Below are 26,608 nucleotides of genomic sequence, written 5' to 3'. Positions count from 1 at the left end.
ACTAATGAAAATTAACCATTACCTGGTTCTTGCCCTGCTAAGCCTCAGCGTTTTATCAGCATGTAAGAAGGACAAAGATGAAAAACCCGTTCCAAACGTAAAAATGAGCATTGCCGATAAGGCGATCAATGGAAAAGTGAACGAAAAAACTTCATTCTCTGCCAGTATAGAAAACGGGGTGACGGTTGCCCACAGCTGGAAATTGGATGGGGTAATTAAAACCTCAGAACGTTCATTTGAATTTACGCCACCTAAGTCCGGAATTTATAAAATTGATTATACAGCAACAGCAGAAGGGGCGGTATTCAGTTATTCTTATACAGTGAATGTAGGTGTGCCAACAGTGCCGGCCTCACCAGGCAGTAATAGTTTTGTGACCAGGTTATTGGAATATTCTCCTGCACCGGGACAGTTTATCAACAAAGCACCGGGAAACCTGGAAAGTGCTAAGGGGATATTGGGTAAAAAAGGCATGGTAACCCTTGGCGCCTGGGGTGGCTATATCGTCCTTGGTTTTGACCATACCGTCATCAACGAAGTGGATAAAGACGACATCATCGTTTACGGAAATCCAATGCCCAACTTTGCTGAGCCAGGAATTATCTGGGTGATGCAGGATGAGAACGGAAACGGATTGGCAGATGATACCTGGTATGAAATTCCCGGCAGCGAGTTTAACAAGACAGGTTATAAACGTGATTACTCCGTGACCTATAAAAGACCAGTACCAGCTACTGCAGATGTACCATGGACAGACAGCGAAGGTAAATCAGGGGTCGTTAAAACCAATACCTACCATACACAGTCTTATTTTCCGGAATGGGTAACAGGAAATGAATATACATTGAAAGGCTCTCTGTTGCCTTCAACAGGGATTAATATGACCGTTCCAACTTATATCACCAGCGCTCCGTTTGCATGGGGTTATGCGGACAATACCATGGGTGGAGATAAGATTGACATTGCAAAAGCAGTGGATAAAGACAAGAAAACGGTAGCATTGGGTGGAATTGATTTCATCAAGATCCAGACTGGAATACAAGCAAATATGGGCTGGTTAGGTGAACTGTCTACAGAAGTGATCGGTGTTCAGGACCTGAGCCTGGTAAAAGCGAAATAAACCTTATAAAAGCGAAATAAACAAATACACTACAATAATAAATGAGAATAACAGGATTTAAGGAAATAGCAGCAGCAGTAATTTTATCTGCTGTACTATTTTCATGTAAGAAAGATAGCGCTGCTGTGGCAGAACCGGAAGTAAACCCGGTAAAAGGGAAATATGAAGATGGATTTTTTATCATCAATGAAGGATGGTTTGGTCATGGTACCGGATCTGTCAGCTTTTTTGATGCCGCGTCTGCAAGTTTAAAGGATAGCATTTTCCAGAAAGAAAATCCGGGAAAAGGATTTGAGTCGCTGACCTCTACCGTACAGTTTGGTACGATGTTCAAAAATAATTTATACGTCGTGAGTAAAGCTAAAGGGCCTGTGGTGGTTGCCGATGCGAAAACGATGAAAGAAGTGGGAAGAATTCCAGGCTCTTCAGAGTACGATTGGCGTGCATTTGTTGGGATAGATGACAACAATGGCCTTTTGAGCAGTAGTGATGGAATTTACCTGATCAACCTTAAAACATACAAACCTACCATGCGTTTGCTGGGGGCTAAAGGACAAACCGGAGATATGTTAAAGGCAGAAAATTATGTGTATGCCTTATCCCAGTCTGACGGCGCAATCATTTACAACGTATCTGATTATTCGGTAGCAAAAAAGATCAAAGGGGTGACTCTTGGTTTTGCCAGGACTCCAAACGGTAACGTTTGGTACACCGCTGGTAAATACCTTTACCAGTCTGACCCTAAAACTTTAGCGACCGACAGTGTGGAACTTCCATTCACACCAAATACCACCTGGTCTACCTGGTACGCTTCACCGATTACTGCTTCCAGCACAGAAAATACTGTATTTCTGGTTAAGGCTAACAGTTGGGGTGGAGGAAAAACCTTATACCGCTATATCTCTGGAAATAAGGCTTCCCTGGATCAGCCTTTTGTGACCACTCCGGATAAACAGTCGTTTTATAAAAATAACCTGGGCTATTATGCGAAGACAGATGAGCTGGTTACAGGAACCGTTCAGGATGGTTTCGGAGCAAACTATCTGGTTAATAAACTGTATTTCCATAATGCGAAGACAGGAGTATTGAATAAAACCATTACCTATGGGGAATACTATTTCCCGGCAATGTTTGTATTTCATTAATTTACCCGTTTTATTATCCGGTGGAAAAAATATAACTTTGTTGTATATTTATAAATGAACATGTCTGAATCTAAATTCAATCCGCGTACGATAATCTTGTTATTGATTATCATTTTTGTCAGCATTATCCGTGTTGCAGCTCCATTTTCCGGTGACTTTAAAGTGATCGCTAATTTCTCTGCAGTAGGGGCTATTGCTTTATTCGGAGGGGCATATTTCAACAACAATGTGAAGGCATTCGCTTTTCCATTAGCGGTTTTATTATTGAGTGATCTCTTTATCGCGAAAACTTCCGGTTATGGATTTTTCTATGACGGATGGTACTGGACTTATATTGCATTCATCCTGATGGTGGTTGTGGGCAAAGTGATGTTGAATAAAGTGACTGCATTAACTTTCCTTACTTCTTCGGTAGCTGCGGTTGTGGTTCACTGGATTGTTAGCGATATCAGTGCGATGTATATTCCCAACTTATATCCGCCAACTGTAGCAGGTTATATCTCTTGTTTGGTAGCGGCTATTCCTTTTGAACTGAAATTCCTTTATGGAACTTTAGTCTATGGATCAGTAATGTTTGGTGCTTTTGAAATGCTTAAAGCCAGATATCCTTATTTGAGCTTAACAAATACAAGGGTAGCTTAATTTATACTACCTTATTGAATCCCGGGATTCCCATGAGCAATCATGAGAAGCCGGGATTTTTTTTGATCAATTCCTCGCCGGCTACCAATTGACATATTCCTGCAATCTGCCCAACTTCCTGCAATCTGCTCAACCTGAGCACATGCAGGTATTTTTACAAAAAGATTTTTCGATTTAGCAATGTTCTTTTGTTGATTTGTTAAATGTCTGATGATCAGTGAATGTAGCTTCCTTTTATTATTGTTTTTTACACTGATTATTTTTCTTAACTTCAATAGTGTAACCAGTTATTTACATTAAGCTTTATATCCTGAACTATGGGGGCAGACTCAGATATGGCAATTGTGGAGGGCTTGAAAGCAGGTGGGGGACAGCGAAGAATTTTTGAAGGGAACCTGTATAAAAGCTTCTTTTATTTTATCCGGCAAGGGGTAAGAAAATATGGGATTTCCGAAGAAGATGCATCCAGTGCATACTCGGATACCATCATCAGTGTCATCAATAACATCATCAAAGGTAGCTTTGAAGGGCGTTCTGCCCTTAAATCTTATGGCTATAAAATATTTTCTAATAAATGTGTTGACCTTTTAAGGAAAGATACGACTAATAAAGGGAAGGTAAATCAGGCGATACCTATAGATAGTCTCGTGTTTGAACTTCCTGATCAGGCAAGAACAGCGATTCAACAGCTGTTGATGAAGGAAGAACGAAACTATCTGATGGAAAGGTTGATTGCTCTTGGGGAGAAATGCAGGCAGATCCTGCTGTTTTTTGAAGATGGGTATAGCGACAAGGATATTGCCGGATTTATGGAATACAATTCTGCCGATGTCGTAAAGACCAGTCGGCTGAGGTGTCTGGAAAAATTGAAAAAGAAAGTTAATATAGAACAAACCGTAAAATGAACAATTCATTAGATCTCATCGCAGCCTATTTTGAAGGAACGCTTGCTAAGGAGGAGCAACAATCCTTTGAGGAACGCTGCGTAGATGACCCTGCCTTTGCAGAGGAGGTTGCGGAATATATTGCGATGAGAGAAGCCCTCAGAACGGAACTGCAGAAGCAAAAAAGATCCGAATTTGCCCTGCTTTATGCGGAACTGTCGGCCGGAGCGGCTCCTGATGAACCTCATCCTCCGTTGCCGCTAAAATCCGGCATTTCGATTAAAAAACTTTCATTTTACCTCGCTGCGGCCTGTGTGTTGTTGGTGCTTGGCTGGTTCCTGTGGCGGCCGGCAGAAAATGCAAAACAATTGTCTGAAAACTATATTGCTGCCAACTTTAGCACACTCGGACTGAATATGGGTGGAAAAGAAAGCGCAGATCAGTTACAGAAAGGGATTGCTGCTTTCAACGCCAAAAAGTATGAAGCAGCAGAGCAGATCTTTATATCCCTCAGCAGAGGAGCACAGCCAGAGCCGGAGGCAGTTAAAAACTTAGGGATTACCTATCTCGTTACCCAGAAGTATGACGCCGCGATTGAGCAATTTGAACGTTTATCGACCTTCAGTTTATACAGCAACCCCGGACTTTTCTATCAGGCTTTAGCCTTAATGAAAAGAGGGAAGGCTACAGATCGGGAAGCAGCGAAAAAGATCTTGCAGGAAGTGGTTCGCCGCAATCTGGCAGGAAGTAAAGAAGCAAAATTTTGGTTACAAAAATTATAAACATCCCTATTTATGACTAAACAACAAGAACCATCCAGGCGGAAAGATCATCCTGTCTGGATTAAAAAGACCAATAGTAAGACCGAGCGGTTATTGGCCGGCAGTTACCGGAAGGATCAGATTTTACTGTATTTCAAAAAGGTACCCACCCAGGCAGACATCAACATCATTAAAGTTTCCTTTAGGGATAGCGGTTTTAATCCCGATGGGATTAAGATCAGTTCTTGTGGAAACTGTAAGATTCCGGTGCAGTTATGGTCGGCAAAAGGAATTCATACCCTGGTCAATACCGATTCGGTAAGGGCAGGCTCAGGGCCAAAGTCAACCACCGTCGGGGAATCATATTCCCTTAATTTTTTCAATACCATTCCTGAATCTTCGAGGGAGCGGGAAGGGCTGAAGAAAGCTGTTGAGGAGCGGAACAATGAACGTAAAGAAGAAATCATCGTTGCCGTATTGGACACTGGAATAGATACTGATCTTGTAGATCCCGGTTATTTATGGCAGGAAAAAGATGGAACTGCTGTGGGGGATTGTTATAAAGCGCAAAAAACAGGCTGGAATTTTGTGTCTGATAATGGAAATTTTAAGGACGATCATGCCGGCAGGCATGGAACGGTGGTCAGTCAGTTGATCATCAATGAGTTTAAACATGCCAAAGAGAACAGGGTAAAGATTATGCCCCTTAAAACCCATGATAAAAACGGACAAGGAGATCTTTTTGGGATCATCTGTGCCATTCATTTCGCAATCGCCAAAGGTGCACAGCTCATCAATGCCAGCTGGGGGTTTTATTATTACTATGAACTTCCTGTTCCTTATTTGAAAAAGCTGATCAGCAATGTGCTCAGAAAACAGGGGATTCTTTTTGTCACCGCCTCAGGGAATAAGATTGATGCAGATGATGCCATTGCAAAGCAGCTGTACTTTCTGGAACATGGCCTGATGTTAACAGATTCACAGCTGAGGAACCTGGCCATCCATAATTTCTATCCTGCTCATCTCAGTACTGTTAGCAATAGCGTAGTGACTGTGACCACCACAGATGGGCGTACGGTATGTTTTAGCCAGAATTACTCAAAGGATTACGTAGATCTTGGAGTTCTTGCCGATGAGGTTTCCAAAGAAGGAATGAAGTTTAAACTCCCTTTTGAGGAGCTGGGACGGGTAACAACCCTGATCAGTGGCTCTTCTTTTGCGACCGCCATTGCGACAGGACTCATCGGGGCGAATTGTAAGAAAAGCCTCTACATCCCGAATATCAAAAAAGCAGATTTTCTGGCCGCACTTAAAGTGATGAGTAATGACGATCATACGGGTCAGATTCTGGTCAACCATGCCGCCCTTGCGAAAAAAGACATCCACAACGGCGCTTGTATCAAATAAAACAGCCGGCTTTTTATGAAACGCTTTTTATGGAAGGGTGCCTTGTTGTTGTTGCTGATGTTTTATGGAATTTTAGCCTTAAACGGCCAATGTCTTCCGGATCAGGACATCCTCAATAAAATAGTGGACATCCAAACAAATACCAGCGATAGTTATGCTCAAAAGATCGGGCACTTAAAAGAACTGCAGCACGAATTTATCAAATGTCATCCTTTAAAAAATGGGGTATATGCCCAGATTGTGCACCGCATAGGGGATATTTATAACAAGGCGGGTGATTTGGAACGCGCTATTATTTATACTAAGGAAGCGGTTAAGGTAAACATGGGAAAAGGGGGAGATCCTTCCTCTTTAACCAACAATTACTTTAACCTGGGCATTTTTTATAAAAAGCTTCATTTCCTAAAGGAGTCTCATCACTATTTTGGACGCTGCATTGAATCGGGACGCAATTATCCGGATAAGCATTTTATCGTTTTTATGGCCTATGAACAGACGGCCTATTCTTTTTTCCAAACCGGAGATTATGAGAAAAGTATTGAGCAGGCGGATGAAGGCTTATTCTTTGCCGCAGAACGCAAAGACCGGATGGCCATGGCTCCATTATTGGCACAAAAGGCACAGTCTGAAGTTGAAATGGGGATGTTTGCTGATGCTGAAGTTTGTGTCAGAAAGGCAATCTCCTTATTGGAGGGGAAGGAGGCAAGCCCGGAGCATCTGGCAACAAGTTATTCCGTATATGCAGATCTTCTTCAGAAATCCGGAAAAATCGCTGATGCCCTGAGCTTCTATCATCAGTCGCTGGAATTGAATAAAAGCCAGGAGAACTGGGAGCAATGTTCCAGGGATCTGCTGGAAATTGGCCGTGTTTACCTGCACCGTTTAAACCAGAAGAAAAAGGCGGTTTACTATTACAATGAAGGACTGAAAATGGCTCAAAAAGTTGGCGATAGTTACCAGATTGCAGGTTTGTATTCCAATATCGGGGTGGTATACTGGAAGAATAATGACTTTCATCAGGCATTGAAATGCTATCAGAAAGCATTGAATGTCCTCCCTTTAAATTTCAGTGATACTGCCATTAACAGCAATCTGACTAAGGATATGTTAAAGTTGGTCGCTAATGATTACTTCGTATCGACCATATTGGCCAATAAGGGAGCAGCCCTGCTTGGACTATATCGAAAAGAGAAAAACAGGAAGACACTGATGATGGCGCTGAAGACTTACGAAATCGCAGATCAGGCGGTAGACATTATGAGGTGGAAACAGGATGGGGAGCAATCCAAACTCATCTGGCGTAAAAAAACCAAAGAGATGTATGAGGAAGCGATCGAAGTGTGCTACCTGCTTCAAAACATAGAAAAAGCGTATTATTTTTTTGAAAAAAGCAGGGCTGTATTGCTCAACGACAAACTCTGTGCACTTTTTGCGGAGAATTACCTGGCAGAAAAAGACCGGAATGTCGAAAGACAGCTGCGGGTAAAAACATATACATTGAGCACGAAGCTCCTGTCTATGAATAAAAATGATGCACTTTATAAACAGGTATTGGATAAATGGCAGCACTCACAGGACAAATGGGAGTCATTTATCAGGGGATTGGAAGAGCAGTATCCTACATATTATCAATACAAGTACGACAACTCTGTATACCCTTACCCTTCGGTAAAGAATAAGCTTCGGGAGCAGAAACAATCCCTGATTGCGTATTTTACAGGTGATTCTGTCCAGTATGCCTTGCTCTTATCTCCTGAAAAGCAGAAACTGCTGAAGATTCCGTACCAGGCTTATGGGAAGGACGTCAAGAGCTTACTCAACCTGTGTTCCAATAAATCATTGCTGAACCAATATTACGGATCCTATGAAAAAGTGGCCTTTCGTTTATATCAGCAACTGATTGCACCGCTGAAAGTGCCAGAAGGACGGGTGATCGTGTCTTTGGATGATCAGTTTATCCCTTTTGATGCCTTGTTATCGGATTCTTCAGACAAGAGCAGCTTTCTGGCTAAGAAATATATCTTTAGTTATGTGCATTCCATGCGGGTGATGATGAAAAAGATCAATATTCAGACCGTTGATGAGCATCACTTTTTGGGAATTGCCCCTTCTGCTTACAACCAGAACTTTAATCTGGCCGCTCTTCCCGGGGCAGATCAATCGCTTAAAAATATCGTTCTCTATTTTAAATCCGCTAAGCTGATCATTAACCGGGCTGCCACAAGAGCCGGATTCCTAAATCACCTGAGCAGGTATGAGATTGTACAGATTTATGCCCATGCTGCTGCCGACAGCAGCAGGAAGGATCCGGTATTGTATATGGCCGATTCTACGGTTTCCCTTTCAGATATTCAAAAGATGAGCTTCCCGCATACTTCACTCCTGGTGCTCTCGGCCTGTAATACCGGGGTTGGCTATCATGCCGAAGGAGAGGGCGTGTTTAGTCTGGCCAGGGCATTTATGACTGCCGGTGTGCCATCTACGCTCACCAACCTATGGCAGGTTGACAATAAAACTACCTATCAGCTCACCGAGCGGTTCTATAAATACCTGCAGGAGGGAATTCCTAAAGACGTAGCCTTAAACCGGGCTAAACTTGATTTTCTTCTGGAGAATGATCAGTTGTATCAGCTGCCTTATTTCTGGGCTGCAACCATTGTTCTCGGCAATACCGATGGTATTGAAAATTCATCAAATTGCTGGTATTTAAGCCTGGGCATCGCCTTGATTTTGTTCGCAGGCCTGACTTTGCTGGATTTATTTTTGATAAAAAAAACAGCCTTAATCGCTGTTAAGTGACCTTTTCTAAAATATTTTAAAAAATATTCCTAAACGTGTTTCCCTTTGTTCCGGCTTTGCGACTAATGTGTTGAATCTATAGATCAATTCATCAATTTATTTAACCATTAAAAACCAAAACCATGAAAAAATTACTTATCCCTATCTGTGCAAGTTTGTTCCTGATGCTTGGAGCTACAGCAGCAAACGCTCAGGAAACTGCTAAAGGTATCATCATCAACACCAGCTCACAAGCTGAAGTAGATAAAGTGTTGGCCACCCTTAAAAATGAAGATCCTTCTACCTACCGTTTAACGGTCACAACTTCAAAAGGTGGCCGTTCCAGTTCTAAAGTGTTTGGTACTGCCCCAATTGGAACCATTGGTAAATTAAGCGGCTCTAAAATCGGAGCTAAAGGTGGTTTATCAGCTTCTGATGTGATCGTTGCCGTAAAAGTGATTACCAACGGAAAAGAGCTTCAGAATGCCGTGATTTCTCAATTGAACAGCAATCTGACTAAAAAGGCGGTTCAGTCTGTTAAATTAAATGCAGCCAGAGGCGGCGGAAAATAAACGGTATCATCCCTATTGGGGGGCGGACTTCGGTCCGCTCCCTTTTTTAAATCCTATAATCATGCGAAACAGATTACTTAAAGGCTTCCTCTACTTCCACCTTTGTGTGGTTCTATTGGGATCGGGATTGGCTAATGTATGCGATAATCAGGTGTTCGACGGGATGATGCTGAGGTATTCCTCCTGGACTGGTGGCGGTTTTGGTTACAGTTTCTTTTCGCCCAACGTAGGCAACCAGACTGTGGTTAAAACTTATACCCTGATTGACGGCAAAGAACTGAAACAAGATGCTTTCGGAACAGGGACAAATATTCTGGACTGCCGGTTTTCTTCGGTGCTCCATACCTTCAGGAACCACAAAGCCTACGAATTAATGTCCAGGGTAGTTGCTTCTTATATTTTTGCCAAATATCCCAATGCAGGGCCAACTTATATATCCGTTGGGGAATATATGCCTCCAACCATGGCAGAGTACCGCAAGTCTAGGAAAGCGAACCGTTTCCGGGAAATTTGTAATGGAACTTACACCTATAAATAAACTTCAGATCATGAAACCTGTAACCTTTAATCATGCCATACAACTCGCGGTTTTGCGTATTGGTGTTGCCCTCACTATTCTTGCTAAAATATTTGTAGAATTTGGTCAGCTGGATATGTTGTTCAGTCAGCATGGCATCATTCAGGATGTGCTGACGAAACCGCTGGATGTATCTTATACTTTATCGTTACCCAAGGTAATTGAGTTTTTTGGCATCGGGAATGAATCCGTTTTCCTGACGATCCTGTATGTCATATTTGGAGTTTCGGCTTGTTTTTTATTGTTTGGTTTCAAGACAAAGATCAGTGCATTTATCTGTTTGCTCATCCATCTGATGATTTTTAACGGCTATAACTTATTGGCTTTCGGCTTCGATGGATTTCTTTTTACCTTACTCTTTTATACCTTAATTTTTCCTGTTGAAAAGGTCTGCTCGATCGATCAGCTCATCCGGAAAGAAAAACAAAGCATCAACCCCCAACAGCTCAACTTTTACCTGCGGGTGTTACAGGTCCATTTGTGTATTGTCTATTTTACTGCAGGGTATTCCAAGCTGGGAGGGGCGGAGTGGATGAATGGAACCGCCATCTGGCAGGCGATCAACCAACCGCAGTTTTATACCGGACTAACTCCCTTTCTGAAATCACTGGCCAGTTATTCCTGGGTTTCGGCAGGATTGACCTGGGGTACCTTGTTTATAGAGTTGGGTTTCCCCTTGCTCATCTGGATCAGGTGGCCCAAAATGCAGGTCGTATTATTGATCTCCGTCTTGCTCATGCACGTCTTTATCGGAGCAGTTATGGGCTTACAAATGTTCGCCTGGATCATGATTGTATTCGACCTCAGTGCCTTTGGTGCCCTCTTATTCCGTAACCCAAATTGGCGCTTTTTAGCTATATTTGATCGGAAGAACACAATTTATGAAGAAGAAATTAGTCGTCTTAACGGGTGCAGGAATTAGTGCCGAGAGCGGATTAAAAACCTTTAGGGATACCGATGGATTATGGGAGGGGTTTAACGTTTATGATGTGGCCACCCCTGAAGCCTGGAAGAGAAATCCGGAAGTGGTACAGGATTTCTATAACCAACGGAGGAAACAGGTCCTGGCTGCTCAGCCTAATGATGCGCATCGTGGCCTGGTAGAACTGGAGAAACACTATGATGTTCAGATCATTACCCAGAATATAGACGATTTGCACGAAAGGGCAGGTTCTTCAAATGTGATCCATTTACATGGAGTCATTACCCGCTCTCAATCCGACATGCATCACAGGCTCACTTATCCCATCAACGGATGGGAAATAAAGATGGGGGAGCAATGTGAACTTGGATCTCAGCTGCGTGCACATGTAGTCTGGTTTGGGGAATCGGTACCTATGATTGAAACCGCTTCTGAAATCTGTGAATCCGCAGATATTTTTGTCCTGGTTGGGAGTTCCCTTGCCGTATATCCGGCAGCAGGCCTGATCAATTTTGTCCCTCCGGGAAGCCCGAGATATATCATTGATCCTAAGATTCCTGAGGTAAGGGACCGCAAAAAGGTGATCAGAATTGAAAAGAAAGCTACAGAAGGATTGAAAGAGTTACTTCAGCTGCTGACCTGAAATGTGCTTGACGAATAGAGATTCCTGAACTTAAAAAATCGTGATTCCGGCATTCCAGCCATACCATCCCTGGTTATTTCCACTAAAAGTATGGTGTTTTCGGGGAGGAACTTCCTGCCGGTAACCTTTGGCACTTGATCCCGGAGGAGCATCGCTGTTATAATAGGAATAGGAGGGACCGCCAAATATGGTAAAGCCTTTAAAGAGTTGAATCTGAAGGTTGACCTGGAACTTCGTTAACGTATTGCTGTATTTCCAGTTGCCAAGGTATAAATATTGAAAACTCAGTTCCGGAGCAACAGATAATGTTTTATTGAAGATAAAATCATGACCGAAACCAAGACCTAAGGTTTCTACCCTTGCAGAATCTGAAAAGTTTTTACCCGCAAAGATGACATTATATAAGTTTGCATTTCCGCTTTTATATGCTACGTTGGTATTGGTCAGCTCATTAGCATAGAGGCTTACTTTGTGATACCCATTTCCCACAAAATTAAGAAGACCAAGGCTTGTTCCTGAAGAGGAATCGGAAAAGTTGATCAGGGCAAGTTGAAACCCGGTATTGTTTTTGGCATAATTGAACAAACCTGCAAGTTGTACTCCGGAAGAAGTTCCTGAGGTCAGGTTCCCCAAACCGCCGATGGATACGCCATGCGAGCTTCTGGAATTGATATTTCCTAAACCTGAAATCTGTACCCCATGGTGTTCTTTACTCACGATATTGACCAGACCTGCGGCCTGAACACCTTTCATATTTCCGCTGACAATATTCATTGCCCCGGCAATCTGAACCCCTTTTGCATCACCTTTAACGAGGTTGAGCAATCCGCCAGCTTGTACGCCATTTAGCGTCTTTCGTACATCGTTATGCAGTCCGGCAATCTGGATTCCATCCACCGCTCCTCCAACTGCATTGAAAAGACCTGCAGCCTGAAATTTATTGACATCTCCCTTGGTGAGGTTAAACAAACCTGCCATTTCGAAACCATTTACCCCTGCAGTATAACCACCTAAGATATTAAGAGAGACTTTGTTGATCACCTGAGAGCTCATCATCCCATGGGAGCTTAATCCGGGGGTGAGAGAAGTTTGAAATGGAGTGTTGGCGAAGAAACCCGAAATGTTCATGTTCTGAAACCGCTGTTTAGAAGAAATGAAAAACCGGCCAATTCCCAGCTCTTCAATCGCATTGGAAAACATGCTGCCTTTTTCTTTGTCCGGATCATCATAAGATTCCGGTTTAATGGTGATATCTGCAAGAAAGACCAGTGCAGTATCTCTGTAAGTTTCCTTACTTGCGTTGAGGATCACTTCTTTGTGTTCCCCTTTGAAACGTAACCTGAAATAGCCATCATTGTCTGTTAAGGTCGACTGTAACAATCGTTTTTCATAGACACTGGCTTGTTTTACCTTTTTTCCTGTCTGAGTATCAATTACATATCCACTGATCATGTACAGGTTTTCGGCGGTAGTGATGTTTTCCGGTTCAATCGTCAGGTGGTTTACGGCATATCGGAGAATGATATATTCTGAATTTTCTTTATAATCGACCTTTCCATTGAAGATTTTGTCGAGCACATCTCTTACCGGTGCATTTTTCACACTCAGGTTTACCAGACTATCCTGCGAAAATAAAGCGCCGTTATAGGCAAAGTAGAAATCTCCCGCTTTACTCATTTTAGCCAATACCGTACTTACCTTTTCCTGTTTGATGTCAAAGCTGAGGCGTTTGGAAAGGTTCTGCTGGTAGTTGACAACAGAAGTTTGGGCATGGGCGGCTCCATATAAGAAAAGGCACAGAATAGTCAGTTTGATCTTCATTACTTTTTATTAGACAACAGAATTTCCTGTTCGTTACCTGAGCGGGTTAAATTTAAAGCGTCACAAATAACTTTTAGATTCTCATCTATTGAGGTTAATTTTAGAGTGGTGTAAAAGGTGTGGTGTTGGGCTGCAGGATCAACAGTGATTTTTACACCGTAGGCCTCGCTCAATACCTGTGCAACTTCCGCTAATGTATTTCCGGTGCAGATAAATTGTTTGCTGCGGTAATAATTGTACAACTGATCTTCACTTTGTTCTTTGATCAGTTTTTTAGTGACATTACTGATGGAAACCCTTTCTCCTTTAATGAGCCTGATTTCTTCATTTCCTAACCTGACCTTTACAATTCCTGTTTCTACGATAACCTGCGTCTGGTTCTTGTCGTGTTTTACATTGAATGAAGTACCGACTACCTCAACAGATACCTGATCTGCCTTGATCACAAAGGGACGTGTTTTATCATGTGCAACGCTAAAGAAAACCTCTCCTGAATCCAGGCGTACACTCCGGTCATTTTTAAAATCACTGGCATAACTCAGTTGTGACTTTTTGTTGATCGTAAGCTCTGATCCATCGGGCAGGGTTTTCAGGAGCACTTCATTATTGGCAGTTAGTTCCGTATAGGCAACAGGTGCCATCAGCTGATAAAGTGTCCATGCACCAATGGCCAAAACAAATACTGCGGCAACTTTTAGCCAGGTATAATTTTTCTTCAGGGGAAGAACTACTGCTTCTTCCTTTTTATTCAGTTTTTTCGTTTTCTCTTTGAAAGTATTCCAGGCCTGTTCTTCGTCCACTTTACTTGCTGGCGCGAGGGTTTTACTTGCTTCCCAGATTTTTTCGAATTCGATAAACTGAGAAATGTTCGCAGGCTCAGCAGCCAGCCATTCCTGAATGGCCGTATTTTCTTCCTCACTTGTTTCCTTCAATAGAAACTTTATCAATAATTCATCAGTCATTGCTGTTCTTGCTTAATTCAAAAAATCTTTATAATACATGATCCCCAATAAAATGAGGGTTAAGAAATCAGCGAGTTTCAGTCGCAACACCCTCAGGGCTTTGCCCATCTGGTTTTCTACTGTTTTTATCGACAGACCTAACTGATCTGCGATCTCGCGGTATTTCAATTCTTCAAATCTGCTCATTTGAAATATCGTCCGGCATTGTTCCGGCAGTTCATTTAATGCTCTTTTCAGGTTAACTTCCAGTTCCGTAAGCTCTACTTTCGCCGAAGCGGATTCATGATGTGTATCCATGGTATGGTAACTAAATTCCTGGTGTTTAAATTTTATTTTCTCGTGTTTAAGATGGTTTAAGCTGTCATGGTAAACGCATTTGTAGAGGTATGCTTTCAGGGAAGTCTGGATGTTTAACAACTCCCTCTTTTCCCAGAATTTTAAAAACATGCCCTGTACGATTTCCTCTGCCAGGTCATCATCTTTAAGCATTACATTGGCATAAGCATGCAAGGCCTTATAATGCGTTTTGAACATCTGCTCAAAAGCTTCATCATCATAAATCTGCGGTATGGCTCCGGAAACGGGATCGGTTAATTTCACTTGTCTGATTCTTCTTCAAATATATTGGTTTCCTTTACTATACTGATCCGTTCTTTTAAATATTAATTCTTTTTAAGATCTCTTTTCCACTTTCTGAATTTGCAGTAATCAGGTCAATGTAAGTCACTTTAGGAAACCAGAAAGACCCCCCGTTTACCTTTACAAAAACCCTTTTCAGCAGGAGGTGTTTGCCTTCATCTTTGATATAGATATGATACTTGTTGTCCTGATCGGATTTAAGCAGATACAATGGCATTTTTTTATAGGCCATCAGGCGGATCTCATACTGGTCATTACCCAGTGCTTTACATTTTACCCCATAGGCAAAATTTTTCTCTATTGTAGTCAGCTCTTTGAGCTGTGCCTGCTCTTCATATCTGATCCAGGAGCCCTTAACCGGGGCTTCCGGATCCAATGTGCCGTCATCTTTAAAGTTGAGCTCATAGATCACTGTATTGGTGTCCGGAGTCCTTTGCAGAAAGAACAACAGGTTTTTGCCTGTCGGGGTGGGAAGTGGTGGATTTGCCACAATTGGCTGAGCGCTGATCACCTGATTTAATAAAAGCATAATCATCAATACTATGGCTGTTGTTTTTGCATGATTGTTCCTGTCTTTTTCCAGGTTTTTTTGTGAATCACGTTGTAGTTTATGTCTGTAAACCTTTCCCGGACTGGCGAAGATGAAAAACAAGCATTCGCGGATGCCATCACTGCTGCGGACATCTTCCAGCATGTCCCGGTACTCATGGAAATTCAGGACAAAAGGATTCGTTTTGTTCTCCAGAGGGGTGGTGAGGCCATAGATCGGTTGTTCTTCTTCGTATTGAAAAGTACCGAACATCTGATCCCAGATCATAAAAGTCGCCCCAAAATTCTTATCCAGATACTTCTCCTGACTGCCATGATGAACCCTGTGATTGGAAGGGGTGCCGAAATACTTTTCTATAAAAGGGTGCAATTTTCCGATCGCCTCAGTATGCACCCAGAATTGATATAAAGTGCTCAGCTGACTGGCCACAAGGAAGATAACCGGATGAAAACCCATCATCGCTACCGGAATAAAAAATACCGTTTTAAAGTGTTGTACCCAACTTTGTCTGAACGCAACTGTCAGGTTGTAATGTTCTGCAGAATGATGTACCACATGTGTGGCCCAGAAAAAGCGGTTGAAATGCGAGATGCGGTGCGACCAATAGCTACAGCAATCATACAGGATGAAGCAGGGGATTAAGGTCCACCAGTTCATCTCCATTCGCCATGGCAACAAATTATAAATCCAGATGGCTCCATATATAAGGACAGCCTTCATGGCAATATTTACGGCAAGATTTCCCAGTCCAACCAGCAAAGAACCAATGGTTTCTTTTCTTTCATAGGTTTTGTGTTCCCCGAAATAGGAAACGACAAATTCAATGGTAGTGAGTAAAAAGACTGCCGGCAGGGCATAGGCCACGATGTTTGGCGCTTTTGCCTGGATATGGTAAATATCTGATATATTGATTCTGGCTGCTCCGAACAGGGAGCTGATGTCTGGCCAGGTGGAAGTAATTGTTGCCATGACGCTAAGGGTTAAAATTTAATGACTTTCCCTGATCCGCTGATCTTTGAATCTACTTCCGGGCTTCCGGTATAGTAAAGAGTGCCACTTCCGCTGATTCTGGCTTTTAGCTCTTCCCGAACATTAATTTTACCATCACCACTTCCTGAAATGTCCACATCAGCTTCCTGTGCAAGGATTTTTTCCAGATTGATTGCTCCGGAACCGGAAATGTTCATTAACAGTTCTTTTACCTCAAAAACAGATTGTGCAATGACTTCCCCTGAACCGCTAACAGATGTTTTCAATTTATCAATCAATGGAAAAGCACCTGAAACCTGGATTTTACCGCTTCCACTGAGGGAGGCATTTCTTAGCTGAGGTAGGGTGACCAAAACTTCCAGGTCATCGTGTTGTACACTCACCTTATCATAAGAGAGGTAAAGGTTATCATCAATGATTTTCGTTTTGAAATAGGGAATCAGGTTGGAAGAACCTTTGATATCCACTTTATAGTCAGTTCCGTAGGTCACCTGAATGTTCTTTGAACCGCTGAGGTTTACGCCGCTGAAGTTTCCTGGGGTTCTGGTTTCAGTGATTTTATCCCCATTTGCCGTCAGTTTTTCTTTTGAGCATGACATCAGGAAGATACCGATGAACATGGCGCTAATGATTGTTTTCATAGTTTGATGTTTTGTGTGTGTAATGGTCTGAACCAAATTAAATGCCTTAGTGATTTTTGTTATTTGCCGCTTTCTAAAGCGTATTTTTTAGGTTTTTTGCTGTTCGTTTCCGTACGTTTTCTGTGCAGAAGCGAACAGCCATTCATTGAATGAATTTTTAAAGGATAAACTGAATACCACCTCCATAACCGATGTATAAGGCCTGAAGACTGTTTCCCCATTTATTACCCCAGGTATGGATGAACTTTGTATGTAAGTCCCTGCCTTCAGCAGTATTGGTGCTGATGAAGTTAAGTGAAGGGCCTCCGAAGACTTCGAAGTGTTTTCCGATTCTGAATGCAGGCAATACTTTTAAAGAGGATTTGAAGTATTCTCCGGCTTTAAAGCTTTCTACTGACATTCCCGTTAATTCGGTGTTTAGTCTGAAAGATTTACCCTGGAACCAATGTGCACCGAAACCGGCTTCCATTGCATAGACTTCATCTTTGTTTTTGAAGTTGTAACCGATACCAATGATTCCGTACAATACTTTTCCGCCAGATCTGAAAGATAGCATCGTGCTCGTGGTTTCATCAGTGGTCACACTGATTCCTTTTTCTCCTTTTTTGATGAGGTTAATGATGCCGATAGGGTAGTCGCTGCTGTCTGCAATATTGATAAAGCCTGCACCCTGGATTCCTTTTACTTTTTTGGCGATGTTGATGAAACCTGCAAACTGAGATCCGTTCACATTTTCGGCTTTATTGATGAAACCGGCCAATTGAGAACAGGAAACATCTTTGTTGCTATGGTTCATGAAACCCGCAAATTGTGAACCCTTAACTGAAGTCGCCTGGTTGAAGAATCCTGCAAACTGAGCGCCATCTACTGCTTTTGCAATATTTCCGAATCCTGCAAACTGAGCTCCTTTAACATTTCCTCTGGAAATATTTCCGAATCCAGCAAAGGCAGCCCCCTGGCCTTCGCCATAGGTATTTGCGAAACCGCCGATTTGTACGCCTTCTGCTTTTTTACCAATATGATTAGAGAATGCGGCAAATTGAATTCCCTTCGCTTCATTGCGTACGATATTAGAAAATCCTGCAAAGGAAAATCCTGTTTCTACTGAGGAGACACCAGCAAGAAGGTGGAAAGAAAGTCGGTTGGTATCTAAAGGAGCATGTGTTCCGTTGGTACTGAGTGGATATACAAATCCAATATGGATCTTTCCAGGCTTGGCATCCTGGGCAAAACTATTTCCGCCTGCTATTAAAAGTCCGGCCAATCCGAATGCTTTAATAGCTGTTTTAAAGCGGTTAGAAGGAATAGAAGGTTTCGTTTTCGTGTTGTAGAATATGTTCATTTTTGTCTTATTTTAAAGTGTGACAACGAAATGAAGGTTTACCCCTACGTGGTAGTGTAAAAAAATCTTATCTGTATATTTGAATAAGCCGGAACAATGAAAAAGAGATTTGCTTTTATAGTACTATTGGTGGGTTGTAGCCTTTTTTTAAAGGCACAGCCGGGACTTCAGTATCAGGAACTGGTGGCCAGAGCAAGCTTATGCCATCTTCAGAAAGACTACAAACAAGCGATTCTGTATTTTGAAAGGGCATTTGAATTGGAACAACCTGATGAGTTGAACGCTTATAAAGCGGCGGGTGTTTATGCATTGGCTCGACAACAGGAGAAAGCATTTCACTATCTGGACATTTCAATAAAAAAGGGTTGGACGGAGGCCGACTGGTTAGCATCTGATCCTTATTTTGAAAACCTGCGAAGTAAATTCCGGAAAGATTGGGATTTGGTGATCAAAGCGGCTTATGAAGGAGAACGTAATTATGAAGGATCGCTTAAGCATCCACAGCTCCGAAAAAAGATTAATCTCCTGACTTTAAACGATCAGCGGTTGAGATACGCACGTATTCAGGCAACAAACAAAGAAGAGCAGCGTACTATTGATGAGCAGATCCATCAGTCTGATAGGGACAATCTGGAAGAAGTAAAAAAGATATTAAAGGAATACGGATGGCCGAAGTTATCGGATATAGGCCGGGATGGTCAAAATAACCTCTGGCTGATGGTACAGCATGCTGATCATGACGTCAGTTTTCAGCAATATGCATTGGGGCTGATGGAGCAGATTAAGCATTCAGGACAACTTACTATGGAGAATTATGCTTTTCTGTACGATCGGGTGAAATGCAATCTTAACTATAAACAAAGCTATGGTACCCAGGTAAACTGGAGCGGCAATGGGAAAGCTGCTGGTTTCAGGCGGATTGCCGGAGAATCTGAGGTAGATCAAAGAAGGAAATTGCTTGGCTTGCCGCCCTTATATATTTATGCGCTTACCTATGGATTTGATTATAAACCTCTGACGAAAAAACTTAGCGCAGCGAATGATATTTCAGATCTGAAGCGAACGAAAAAACTATTGGATAGTGCATGGTTAATGTTCAGAGAAGGACAGTTTTCTAAGGCATATGATGCGGGTAATACCGCTTCAACGATAGCAGGAGGGATGAATGATGAACAAAATTATCAGTCGGCAGTACTTTTTGCTAAAATCGCGAGAACTGATGAAGACCCTAAATATAAAAGCATAGCCTTAGATTTTTTAGGACTCCTGAAACAGCGAAATACGCTGTCAAATAAACGACTTCTTCAGCAGCCTGAATTTAAACTGCTTCAGGAGGAACCACGCTGGAAAGATTTATTTTTGGCAAATCCCTACCAAAATTAGTTTATTCACAATTGTTAATTGCTATCATTAACGCTCCGTTTGCGAATGAGACCATTCAATTGAATTTAAGTCAAAAAATCTTGTTTAGATCCGTTTTAAATGTGTTCCATATCCGTTATCCTCCAATTGACCATCATTTAACCAATAAAAGGAGGTTGATAGGTCCATGATTGGTCTGACAGACCTTTTAACCATGTTTTCGAAATCAAATGACCGTTTATTTTAGGATAACGCATATGAATACGATGTGAAAAACATTTCGTAAATTGTTTTTAATCAATTCAATCACTTAATAAATAAATTAAAAATGGGAACATTAATAAATGGGTTATTTGGCGGATTCCATGGTAGAGTCGGCAACCTGGTAGGTTATACCTTGAAGGGCAAACATGTCATCAGAATGATCGGCCGAAGTGAAAAACCACTTACTCCGGCAAGGAAAGCAAATTGCCAGAAGATGACAGTGGTCAACGAGATCCTCAAGCCTTCAATTTATGCGATCCGTGCAGGATTCCGCCTTGCAGTTGCCGGAACGGACAGAAACGAATACAATGAAGCCGTTTCTTACAATAAAAAGAATGCCCTGCAGGGTGAATATCCAAACATCAGTCTGGACTACAGCAAAGTATTGATGAGCATGGGAACGCTGCCTGTGGTGGTGAATGCTTCGATCAGCCAGAATGAAGAGAAAATCACCTTTAACTGGGACATATCGGACATTCCGATGAGTCAGTATCATAATGACCGGGCGATGCTGGTGATCTATTTTCCTGATTTAAAAGAGACCTGTTACCAATTAATCGGGGCAAAAAGAGTGGAGGGTAAAGATGTACTTCTTATCGATCCGGCGCATATAAACAAACGCATGGAAGCCTATATCTCTTTTGCCAGACAGGATGGCAGAGAAGTCTCCAATAGCGTGCATGTGGGCTCTTTGAACTTAGATCGCAAAGTAGAAATTGCAGGCGATAGTACGCTGGAAACTAAAGACAGTTCTGAATTTGTCCTTCAACTACAGGATGAACTAAAACAAAAAGCAAGCGCAGACTGGGAGTTAAAACTTAGTCAGAACGATGCCCGGATTGCAGAACTCAGGATCAACTCTTCTGCTAACGAACAAGTGGAAATAAAAGAAACGCTGTCTCTTTTATTTAAAAAAACAAAGATTAACCGGCTTGTTGTGTGTATAAACACAGGAAACAAGGAAATGATCAGCTTATTAAAAGATCTGGGTTTTAGAAAGGAAGGCTATTTTATTGAAAACCGGTTTGTAAATGGCAAATGGATCAATGAATATCAATTTGCCATTTTAAAGTCGGAATGGGAGCTGTTGAACTAATGCTTTAGCAAAGGAATTTCTATTCTTTTTTGCGTGTTTTTATATACCAGAAGGTTTCATGATCTACCCTGGATGGAATTCCTGTGAGTCGACTTTCGGTAACCAGTTATCCTCAATACCCATAGCTTAGTTTACTGTTGTTGCATTCCGGATATAAATCACCGATTGGGTATTGTCAATCAGATAAATCACTTCAATCAGTTTTTCAATATATTCTTTGATGATGACCATCTCAGTCCCATCTTCAAGTACGTCATCAATAGTCTGGGTACGATATGCATATTCCACAATCCGACTGAACATTCGCCGCCAATCGTTTAGTGTTTTATAACTAAAGAAATCATTAAAGAAGCAATTGGTGTTTCTGATTTCCTCATGAGAAAGATTCCTGAAATGGGTAGTGATCAGGTTATGGTAATATTTGGACAGATCTACTGTGCATGGAGTACAAAGCGTAAGGTTTGATGCAATAGAGAATTTCTTGCCTTTTCTATAGAATATATGAGCAGCTTCTAAAAGTTTAAGAAGACAGGTGTAATGATAATGGTAATCTTCCGGATTTCCATATTTATTGGAAGAACATGAAGATCGGATTAAATGAAGGGTTTCAATTCGGAAGGATTCGATATCAGTATCGAATCTGCAAAAAGATTCCAGAAACAAATGAGGATTTGAAATTTGTTGTTTACTGAGTTGGTTGTAGCGGAGTTGGTCTTTGTTGCTCATAATGGAAAACTGATAAGTACACTTTACTATTCTATTTAATAACTTTGGTTTATAGAGATAGATATTATCTTTTTGAGATACTAATATAACAATTATGTAAAATATAAACAAACTATTAGTGTTTTTAAAAATACTAATAGTTCTTTTTTGCGTATGAATAGTTTTCTATTAGCGACTTTAGCCATAAATATTATATTATGGGTGATTGGAAGTTTATGATTAACGACCCTGAAAAGGATCTTTTATCAATAGGAGCATTGTTTGAGACAAATAAAATTAGAAAGATGTATGATATTTCTGAATTATACCCTACGAAGATCATAAAATTGTTAGGGATCAATTCGGAACGCTATTCCGTTAAATTAGCCGACCCTGAGAAATTTACAGTATCTGAAATTCTCAGATTAGCATATATTTTTAATGTTGATCCTAATCTTATATTAAACGTTATACAAGCTGAAACGGAAAGTAAAATTGCAGATAAAATAAGCGTTCAGAAAGCTAAGCGTATTTAGTATTCTGATTTAAGTTGATGGTTTGTGGACTTCTAAAGACTTTAGGTGTACCGAATCGAAATCTGATTAAAAATGGAGAAAGAAACTGTTAAGAAATTGCTTAGCAAATTTTATATAGAGTATCATAATAGCAACTATAAAGAGGCTGTTTTACTATTGAATGGTATTCTTTTGAAAGAAGAAGAGGAAGATTTTTGGATTTATTCCAGATTAAGCTCATGTCACTACGAACTTAAGGATTATGAAATGGCATTGTTTTATGCAAAAAAAGCATATAAATTAAACCCTGATTCTCCTTTAGTATTATGGGATTATGCTGGAGTATTAATTATGCTTAAAAAAGAAAGGAATGCTATAGAACTATTAAAACGCATACAAAATATGTCCAATGATTTAACAGAACATGGCTTTATGGATCCTGATGTGAAATGGATGAAATCTCTTAAAAACGATGCTAATTTCCTAATTGGTAAGGCTTATTATTTGATTTGCGAAGATGCTTTATCGAAGATTTTTTTATCGAATTATTTGTCTAACCGGGAAAGTGCTCTGAAAAGTATTTATACCAGGGAAGATGCCTTGCTATATTTAGAAAAAGTGGGTATATGATCAATGTAGTTCAGGTCTTATCACAATCCCACTATCCTTATCCGACGGTAATTGAGCCTTGATGTTTTTTCTACCTGGTACATTAATGAAGCAATGATCGTTGATCCAGTCATGGTTGACACCATAGAAATTGCTGATATCTCATTTATGAAGAAAGCTTTCTATTAATGAATTAATCTCATCTAGTTGTGCCTTAGTAGCGGCTCCACCCATATCATCATGATTTGTTTCCGTCTTAACAATGGTCATCGCATATTTTTTAATTTCAGCTGTTGAAGGGATTACTCCCGGATCTGCGATCTGATCCTTTGACCGGATAGAATAAAGCCTTGGGCTTTTTATTCGGGGAAAAGGTGCCCTTCGGTTATCTAATGAAATAACTTTACTCACCATATCAGGATACTTTGATGTCATTAGCATAGAGATATCTCCTCCATTGGAATGGCCAATAAGCACCAGATGCCTGTACTCTGCATTTGGGTATTTCTTCTTTAGTTTTTCAATAACAAAAAGGATGTTTGCTACTCCTGTTTCCCAAAATGGTAACCTTCTTTGGTATAAATTCTCTCCTGTTGGAATAGGGGAGTCGCTGGGGAGATCGTGTTGGATGGTTACTACCAAATATCCCTTTTCAGCAAGGTTTTGAGCAATATATCTATAATGTATATTTTTTCCCGGGTATCCGGGGCTTAGAATTACCGGAATGGGTTTCTTCTGAGTTTCGATACCAGGAACATAAATTGCAATTGGAACCAATCGATTCCGCTTAGCATCTGTCAAAGTCGAGGTATCTGGTTCAATAGGCTTGATTGAGGTTTTTTGAGCAAATGTTGTGCTGCCTGCTGTAAATATCAGCAGAAATAGTATAGTGAATTTAAAATACATATTTACGTCTTGAATGTTGGATAAAGATGCAGAAAATACTTTCTTAAAGAATAACCAGCGTAAACCAATATCTGTATATATTCGTACGATGAGCCCGTTAAAGAATGTTACTATACCCGATGAGGTGGTCATGAGCAAAATTTATATGATCCGTGATCAGAAAGTGATGTTGGATGAAGATCTGGCCGAGTCGTATGGTGTAGAAACCCGTCGGTTAAATGAGCAGGTTAAACGTAATAAAGATCGTTTCCCGGAAGACTTTATGTTTACTTTGACTGAGGATGAGTTTCCAGACTTGAAGTCGCAAAATGCGACATCAAGTTGGGGAGGCTGAAGAAAACTACCTAATGCTTTTACTGAGCACGGCGTACTAATGCTGTCCTGCCTCGTGATACAAGTGTTTTTACAATTATGTAAGTGTGGGAGAATCAAATGATAAAATGGCGGCGATTATATTGATTTTGATGATCAAAATTGATTTTTTAATAGATGAAGAATATACTTTTAACCGGATTTCTCTTTCTTTTAATTTTAACTGTTGGATGTTCAGATACTGATCACATTGGCGATGATTACGAAGTCTCATACGTTGATATCCAAAATAATCGAAATATATATTACAAGAATCAAGGTGTATTCGATAATTTGAGTGTCAATATGGTTATTTATAATAAGGATAAAATTCTTGTTCGGGGGTGTTTATTTAAAAATACTACTGAAGTAGATCATTCAAAATACCTATATTTTTATATTAATAAACTAAGTTATGCCAGTGATCCAAGTCAAATGAAAAGTAGCGGATTATTTGGACCGGTCGATTCTTTAGCGTTTGAAAATATTAGAAAAAATTTGGGTAACTCTGAAATATTGAGCTGGTAGAATTTAACATGGGAGCATACAATATTTTGAAAATGAACATCAATTGCAAGTATTGCAATGCAACATGCGTGGTTAATATACAATTCAAGTTTGCCGATACCTGGCAACATCAGTATCTTATTGGTGAGAAAGTAATGTGGGGTGGTGCAGATATTGGAATTCCTGGACTTGATAAAGTCAAAGTTTATGGTGTCTCGGACTTGGATAAATGTCCAACTTGTAGGAATCTGTTCCCATATGAATATGACATTTTCATCGAAAAAGATATAATTAAGTATGTCAACCACCTTGCCGATTTTGGGGACTACAATACTAATGATGGTAATTATATAATTTGCTGAGGACATTTTTTTGATAAAAAGGAAAGCAAATCAATGGCCATGCGGATAAAATCGTTGAATTCCAGATGTAAGTGACCGATTGGGTATTGTCAATCAGATAAATTACTTCAACTAGTTTTTCAATATATTTATTTAATGAATCACAATCCCACTATCCTTATCTGCCTGTACCTGAACTTTTATGTTTTTTCTGCCAATTACAAGGATTAACAATGCAATGATCGTTGATCCTGTCATGATTGCCACCATTGGCACTGCCGATTTAACCTCAAACATACTCACCCCAAACGAAGCCAGTGCGCCCAATCCCATCTGTACTGCGCCCATCAATGCGGATGCACTTCCTGCATTTCTGCTGAAAGGGGCAAGGGATAACGCAGAAGTATTGGGGTTGGTAAAGCCAAGGCAACATAAAAACAGAAACAACAAAACAATCGTTTCTACCAGTCCAAACCAATTGTTGATGCTTCCCAGCAGGAAAAACAAGACAATCACCACCTGTGTACTTAAAGCAACCATGATCAATTGTTCGCTTTTATATTTTCTTAACATCAGGGTGTTTACCTGGCTGGAGCCAATTAATCCTACAGATAGTAAAGCGAAAATCCATCCGTAACCTTCTTCAGAAACTTTGAAAATATCAATGAAAATCAAAGGGGAACCTGAGATATAGGCAAACAACCCGGAAAAGGCCAGTGCACCTGTAAACGCATAAGTGTAAAACTGAGGTTCTTTGAGTACGGATAAGAAGTTTTTGATAATGGGAACCGGTTTTAACGACAAGCTGGTATCCGGTTTAAAGCTATCCGGCAGCCAAAGCCAGCTGGCAATCAGGTTGAGCAAACCCAAGGCCATCAGGATAATAAATACGGCATGCCATCCCAGTGCTACAGTCACATAACCACCAATTGTAGGAGCAACCATAGGCGAAACACCTACCACCAACATCAGCAAGGCGAAAACTTTCGCATTTTCATTGACTGGAAACAGATCCCTCACCATTGCAATAGAAGCTACCGCTGCGGCACAACTCCCGATGGCCTGCATAAAGCGAAGCACAATCAGGGCATCCAGACTTGTGGCAAATACACATCCTGCTGAGGCAAGAATATAGGCAGTCAGACCAATATATAATGGCTTTTTTCTTCCAAAACGGTCTAATAAAGGGCCATAAAGCAATTGTCCGGCAGAAATGCCAATAAAAAAGCTGGACAAGGATAAGGATACCCGAAGGACTGTTGTATGGAGATCTTTCGCAATCGCCGGAAATCCCGGAAGGTACATGTCTATAGAAAAAGGACCAAGGGCTGTTAATGATCCCAGTAAAAGGATCAGTAAGAAGTATTTTTGCTTTGTCATCTGAGAAGACAAATATAGGAATTGTAATTTTCCCGTTGCCGATTCTGGTTATAAAGTAAAAAAGATAACATCCAACCAACATTCTTCTAATTATGTAAGTTTTACGCAGGATTATATAAGTAGGTGGGAAATAAAAGGTATTATTTTTGTAGATTAAATAAATAGTTTTAACTGAA

The 26,608-nt window shown here is 40.8% G+C and carries 27 protein-coding genes; 18 read left to right on the top strand and 9 right to left on the bottom strand.

The features are described 5' to 3' along the window. The first annotated feature begins 4 nt into the window (after positions 1-4). The 11 genes from BUC20_RS07080 (at position 5) to BUC20_RS07025 (ending at position 11,451) form a co-directional block, all read left to right on the top strand. Positions 5-1,120 carry a cell surface protein gene (locus tag BUC20_RS07080; RefSeq protein WP_073229136.1) on the top strand — a complete coding sequence of 372 codons (1,116 nt, stop codon included), beginning with the start codon at positions 5-7 and terminating at the stop codon, positions 1,118-1,120. A gap of 41 nt (positions 1,121-1,161) precedes the next feature. Next, a complete protein-coding gene (locus BUC20_RS07075) occupies positions 1,162-2,265 on the top strand; it encodes a DUF5074 domain-containing protein (protein WP_073229133.1) in 1,104 nt (367 codons plus the stop codon). 60 nt (positions 2,266-2,325) lie between these two features. Continuing rightward, positions 2,326-2,907, top strand: coding sequence for a DUF6580 family putative transport protein (locus BUC20_RS07070; RefSeq protein ID WP_073229130.1), 582 nt, complete (start codon positions 2,326-2,328; stop codon positions 2,905-2,907). A gap of 317 nt (positions 2,908-3,224) precedes the next feature. Then, on the top strand, positions 3,225-3,812 hold the full coding sequence (locus tag BUC20_RS07060; RefSeq protein WP_073229126.1) for an RNA polymerase sigma factor: 588 nt from the start codon (positions 3,225-3,227) through the stop codon (positions 3,810-3,812). Further along, entirely contained in the window at positions 3,809-4,573 is a 765-nt protein-coding gene (locus BUC20_RS07055; RefSeq protein ID WP_073229124.1) for a hypothetical protein, read from the top strand. Before BUC20_RS07060 ends, BUC20_RS07055 begins: the two co-directional genes overlap by 4 nt. 12 nt (positions 4,574-4,585) lie before the next feature. After that, a complete protein-coding gene (locus tag BUC20_RS07050; RefSeq protein ID WP_073229121.1) occupies positions 4,586-5,959 on the top strand; it encodes a S8 family serine peptidase in 1,374 nt (457 codons plus the stop codon). 15 nt (positions 5,960-5,974) lie between these two features. After that, the gene (locus BUC20_RS07045) at positions 5,975-8,758 is read left to right on the top strand and encodes a CHAT domain-containing protein (protein ID WP_073229119.1); all 2,784 of its coding nucleotides are present in this window, start codon (positions 5,975-5,977) and stop codon (positions 8,756-8,758) included. Positions 8,759-8,880: 122 nt separating this feature from the next. After that, complete coding sequence (locus BUC20_RS07040; protein ID WP_073229116.1) at positions 8,881-9,309, top strand: hypothetical protein; 429 nt, start codon at positions 8,881-8,883, stop codon at positions 9,307-9,309. 61 nt (positions 9,310-9,370) lie between these two features. Continuing rightward, on the top strand, positions 9,371-9,847 hold the full coding sequence (locus BUC20_RS33885; RefSeq protein WP_159441065.1) for a hypothetical protein: 477 nt from the start codon (positions 9,371-9,373) through the stop codon (positions 9,845-9,847). 10 nt (positions 9,848-9,857) lie between these two features. Continuing rightward, positions 9,858-10,808 carry an HTTM domain-containing protein gene (locus tag BUC20_RS07030; RefSeq protein WP_159441064.1) on the top strand — a complete coding sequence of 317 codons (951 nt, stop codon included), beginning with the start codon at positions 9,858-9,860 and terminating at the stop codon, positions 10,806-10,808. After that, entirely contained in the window at positions 10,768-11,451 is a 684-nt protein-coding gene (locus BUC20_RS07025; RefSeq protein ID WP_073229107.1) for an SIR2 family NAD-dependent protein deacylase, read from the top strand. The genes BUC20_RS07030 and BUC20_RS07025 overlap by 41 nt, the downstream gene beginning before the upstream one ends. A 30-nt stretch (positions 11,452-11,481) precedes the next feature. On the opposite strand, the gene BUC20_RS07020 is transcribed toward BUC20_RS07025, so the two are convergent. The 6 genes from BUC20_RS07020 to BUC20_RS06995 all read right to left on the bottom strand — a co-directional run bounded on the left by BUC20_RS07020 (position 11,482) and on the right by BUC20_RS06995 (position 18,396). Further along, positions 11,482-13,272, bottom strand: a complete 1,791-nt coding sequence (locus BUC20_RS07020) for a peptidase associated/transthyretin-like domain-containing protein (protein WP_073229104.1) — start codon at positions 13,270-13,272, stop codon at positions 11,482-11,484. Continuing rightward, entirely contained in the window at positions 13,272-14,234 is a 963-nt protein-coding gene (locus BUC20_RS07015; RefSeq protein WP_073229101.1) for a FecR family protein, read from the bottom strand. Before BUC20_RS07015 ends, BUC20_RS07020 begins: the two co-directional genes overlap by 1 nt. A gap of 12 nt (positions 14,235-14,246) precedes the next feature. Next, positions 14,247-14,834 carry an RNA polymerase sigma-70 factor gene (locus tag BUC20_RS07010; RefSeq protein ID WP_073229098.1) on the bottom strand — a complete coding sequence of 196 codons (588 nt, stop codon included), beginning with the start codon at positions 14,832-14,834 and terminating at the stop codon, positions 14,247-14,249. Positions 14,835-14,889: 55 nt separating this feature from the next. Continuing rightward, positions 14,890-16,392 (bottom strand): DUF4833 domain-containing protein, encoded by a 1,503-nt coding sequence (locus tag BUC20_RS07005; protein ID WP_073229095.1) that lies wholly within the window; start codon positions 16,390-16,392, stop codon positions 14,890-14,892. Between the two features lie 11 nt (positions 16,393-16,403). Then, entirely contained in the window at positions 16,404-17,054 is a 651-nt protein-coding gene (locus BUC20_RS07000; protein WP_073229093.1) for a head GIN domain-containing protein, read from the bottom strand. Positions 17,055-17,211: 157 nt separating this feature from the next. After that, positions 17,212-18,396 carry a hypothetical protein gene (locus BUC20_RS06995; protein ID WP_084528604.1) on the bottom strand — a complete coding sequence of 395 codons (1,185 nt, stop codon included), beginning with the start codon at positions 18,394-18,396 and terminating at the stop codon, positions 17,212-17,214. Between the two features lie 96 nt (positions 18,397-18,492). Here BUC20_RS06995 and BUC20_RS06990 point away from each other — a divergent pair, with 96 nt between their 5' ends. Together BUC20_RS06990 and BUC20_RS06985 are read left to right on the top strand one after the other, a co-directional pair. Then, complete coding sequence (locus BUC20_RS06990) at positions 18,493-19,779, top strand: DUF6624 domain-containing protein (protein WP_073229090.1); 1,287 nt, start codon at positions 18,493-18,495, stop codon at positions 19,777-19,779. A 307-nt stretch (positions 19,780-20,086) separates the two neighbouring features. Then, positions 20,087-21,118, top strand: a complete 1,032-nt coding sequence (locus BUC20_RS06985; RefSeq protein ID WP_073229088.1) for a GNAT family N-acetyltransferase — start codon at positions 20,087-20,089, stop codon at positions 21,116-21,118. Between the two features lie 126 nt (positions 21,119-21,244). On the opposite strand, the gene BUC20_RS06980 is transcribed toward BUC20_RS06985, so the two are convergent. Continuing rightward, a complete protein-coding gene (locus tag BUC20_RS06980; protein WP_073229085.1) occupies positions 21,245-21,844 on the bottom strand; it encodes a hypothetical protein in 600 nt (199 codons plus the stop codon). A 197-nt stretch (positions 21,845-22,041) separates the two neighbouring features. Here BUC20_RS06980 and BUC20_RS06975 point away from each other — a divergent pair, with 197 nt between their 5' ends. Next, positions 22,042-22,359: a hypothetical protein gene (locus BUC20_RS06975; protein WP_073229082.1), complete on the top strand. Its 318-nt coding sequence runs from the start codon at positions 22,042-22,044 to the stop codon at positions 22,357-22,359. Positions 22,360-22,431: 72 nt separating this feature from the next. After that, entirely contained in the window at positions 22,432-22,968 is a 537-nt protein-coding gene (locus BUC20_RS06970; protein WP_073229079.1) for a tetratricopeptide repeat protein, read from the top strand. Positions 22,969-23,109: 141 nt separating this feature from the next. Here the strand turns inward: BUC20_RS06970 and BUC20_RS06965 are convergent, their stop codons facing one another. Next, entirely contained in the window at positions 23,110-23,985 is an 876-nt protein-coding gene (locus BUC20_RS06965; RefSeq protein ID WP_159441063.1) for an alpha/beta fold hydrolase, read from the bottom strand. Here BUC20_RS06965 and BUC20_RS06960 point away from each other — a divergent pair. The 3 genes from BUC20_RS06960 (at position 23,984) to BUC20_RS06950 (ending at position 25,073) form a co-directional block, all read left to right on the top strand. After that, complete coding sequence (locus BUC20_RS06960; RefSeq protein WP_200800894.1) at positions 23,984-24,187, top strand: ORF6N domain-containing protein; 204 nt, start codon at positions 23,984-23,986, stop codon at positions 24,185-24,187. The two genes, BUC20_RS06965 and BUC20_RS06960, sit on opposite strands and share 2 nt — an antisense overlap. Before the next feature lie 155 nt (positions 24,188-24,342). After that, a complete protein-coding gene (locus tag BUC20_RS06955; RefSeq protein ID WP_073229074.1) occupies positions 24,343-24,732 on the top strand; it encodes a hypothetical protein in 390 nt (129 codons plus the stop codon). An 8-nt stretch (positions 24,733-24,740) separates the two neighbouring features. Beyond that, positions 24,741-25,073 (top strand): hypothetical protein, encoded by a 333-nt coding sequence (locus tag BUC20_RS06950; RefSeq protein ID WP_073229071.1) that lies wholly within the window; start codon positions 24,741-24,743, stop codon positions 25,071-25,073. Positions 25,074-25,205: 132 nt separating this feature from the next. Here the strand turns inward: BUC20_RS06950 and BUC20_RS06945 are convergent, their stop codons facing one another. Continuing rightward, positions 25,206-26,432 carry a multidrug effflux MFS transporter gene (locus BUC20_RS06945; RefSeq protein ID WP_073229068.1) on the bottom strand — a complete coding sequence of 409 codons (1,227 nt, stop codon included), beginning with the start codon at positions 26,430-26,432 and terminating at the stop codon, positions 25,206-25,208. Positions 26,433-26,608 lie beyond the last annotated feature (176 nt).

It is taken from the genome of Pedobacter caeni, assembly GCF_900129215.1.
Classification (GTDB): Bacteria; Bacteroidota; Bacteroidia; order Sphingobacteriales; family Sphingobacteriaceae; genus Pedobacter; species Pedobacter caeni.
Note: the sequence above shows the minus strand (reverse complement) of the source record. Positions and strands in the feature narration are given on the sequence as shown.

Excerpts from the sequence above, each read along its gene's own strand:
- BUC20_RS06985 (WP_073229088.1), top strand. The coding sequence starts at position 20,087 with ATGGGAACATTAATAAATGGGTTATTTGGCGGATTCCATGGTAGAGTC.
- BUC20_RS07045 (WP_073229119.1), top strand. The coding sequence starts at position 5,975 with ATGAAACGCTTTTTATGGAAGGGTGCCTTGTTGTTGTTGCTGATGTTT.
- BUC20_RS07030 (WP_159441064.1), top strand. The coding sequence starts at position 9,858 with ATGAAACCTGTAACCTTTAATCATGCCATACAACTCGCGGTTTTGCGT.
- BUC20_RS06990 (WP_073229090.1), top strand. The coding sequence starts at position 18,493 with ATGAAAAAGAGATTTGCTTTTATAGTACTATTGGTGGGTTGTAGCCTT.
- BUC20_RS07015 (WP_073229101.1), bottom strand. The coding sequence starts at position 14,234 with ATGACTGATGAATTATTGATAAAGTTTCTATTGAAGGAAACAAGTGAG.
- BUC20_RS33885 (WP_159441065.1), top strand. The coding sequence starts at position 9,371 with ATGCGAAACAGATTACTTAAAGGCTTCCTCTACTTCCACCTTTGTGTG.
- BUC20_RS06975 (WP_073229082.1), top strand. The coding sequence starts at position 22,042 with ATGGGTGATTGGAAGTTTATGATTAACGACCCTGAAAAGGATCTTTTA.
- BUC20_RS07070 (WP_073229130.1), top strand. The coding sequence starts at position 2,326 with ATGTCTGAATCTAAATTCAATCCGCGTACGATAATCTTGTTATTGATT.
- BUC20_RS06970 (WP_073229079.1), top strand. The coding sequence starts at position 22,432 with ATGGAGAAAGAAACTGTTAAGAAATTGCTTAGCAAATTTTATATAGAG.
- BUC20_RS07080 (WP_073229136.1), top strand. The coding sequence starts at position 5 with ATGAAAATTAACCATTACCTGGTTCTTGCCCTGCTAAGCCTCAGCGTT.
- BUC20_RS06945 (WP_073229068.1), bottom strand. The coding sequence starts at position 26,432 with ATGACAAAGCAAAAATACTTCTTACTGATCCTTTTACTGGGATCATTA.
- BUC20_RS07040 (WP_073229116.1), top strand. The coding sequence starts at position 8,881 with ATGAAAAAATTACTTATCCCTATCTGTGCAAGTTTGTTCCTGATGCTT.
- BUC20_RS07000 (WP_073229093.1), bottom strand. The coding sequence starts at position 17,054 with ATGAAAACAATCATTAGCGCCATGTTCATCGGTATCTTCCTGATGTCA.
- BUC20_RS07075 (WP_073229133.1), top strand. The coding sequence starts at position 1,162 with ATGAGAATAACAGGATTTAAGGAAATAGCAGCAGCAGTAATTTTATCT.
- BUC20_RS06995 (WP_084528604.1), bottom strand. The coding sequence starts at position 18,396 with ATGAACATATTCTACAACACGAAAACGAAACCTTCTATTCCTTCTAAC.
- BUC20_RS06960 (WP_200800894.1), top strand. The coding sequence starts at position 23,984 with ATGAGCAAAATTTATATGATCCGTGATCAGAAAGTGATGTTGGATGAA.
- BUC20_RS06955 (WP_073229074.1), top strand. The coding sequence starts at position 24,343 with ATGAAGAATATACTTTTAACCGGATTTCTCTTTCTTTTAATTTTAACT.
- BUC20_RS06980 (WP_073229085.1), bottom strand. The coding sequence starts at position 21,844 with ATGAGCAACAAAGACCAACTCCGCTACAACCAACTCAGTAAACAACAA.
- BUC20_RS07060 (WP_073229126.1), top strand. The coding sequence starts at position 3,225 with ATGGGGGCAGACTCAGATATGGCAATTGTGGAGGGCTTGAAAGCAGGT.
- BUC20_RS07005 (WP_073229095.1), bottom strand. The coding sequence starts at position 16,392 with ATGGCAACAATTACTTCCACCTGGCCAGACATCAGCTCCCTGTTCGGA.
- BUC20_RS06950 (WP_073229071.1), top strand. The coding sequence starts at position 24,741 with ATGGGAGCATACAATATTTTGAAAATGAACATCAATTGCAAGTATTGC.
- BUC20_RS07050 (WP_073229121.1), top strand. The coding sequence starts at position 4,586 with ATGACTAAACAACAAGAACCATCCAGGCGGAAAGATCATCCTGTCTGG.
- BUC20_RS07025 (WP_073229107.1), top strand. The coding sequence starts at position 10,768 with ATGAAGAAGAAATTAGTCGTCTTAACGGGTGCAGGAATTAGTGCCGAG.
- BUC20_RS07020 (WP_073229104.1), bottom strand. The coding sequence starts at position 13,272 with ATGAAGATCAAACTGACTATTCTGTGCCTTTTCTTATATGGAGCCGCC.
- BUC20_RS07055 (WP_073229124.1), top strand. The coding sequence starts at position 3,809 with ATGAACAATTCATTAGATCTCATCGCAGCCTATTTTGAAGGAACGCTT.
- BUC20_RS06965 (WP_159441063.1), bottom strand. The coding sequence starts at position 23,985 with ATGACCACCTCATCGGGTATAGTAACATTCTTTAACGGGCTCATCGTA.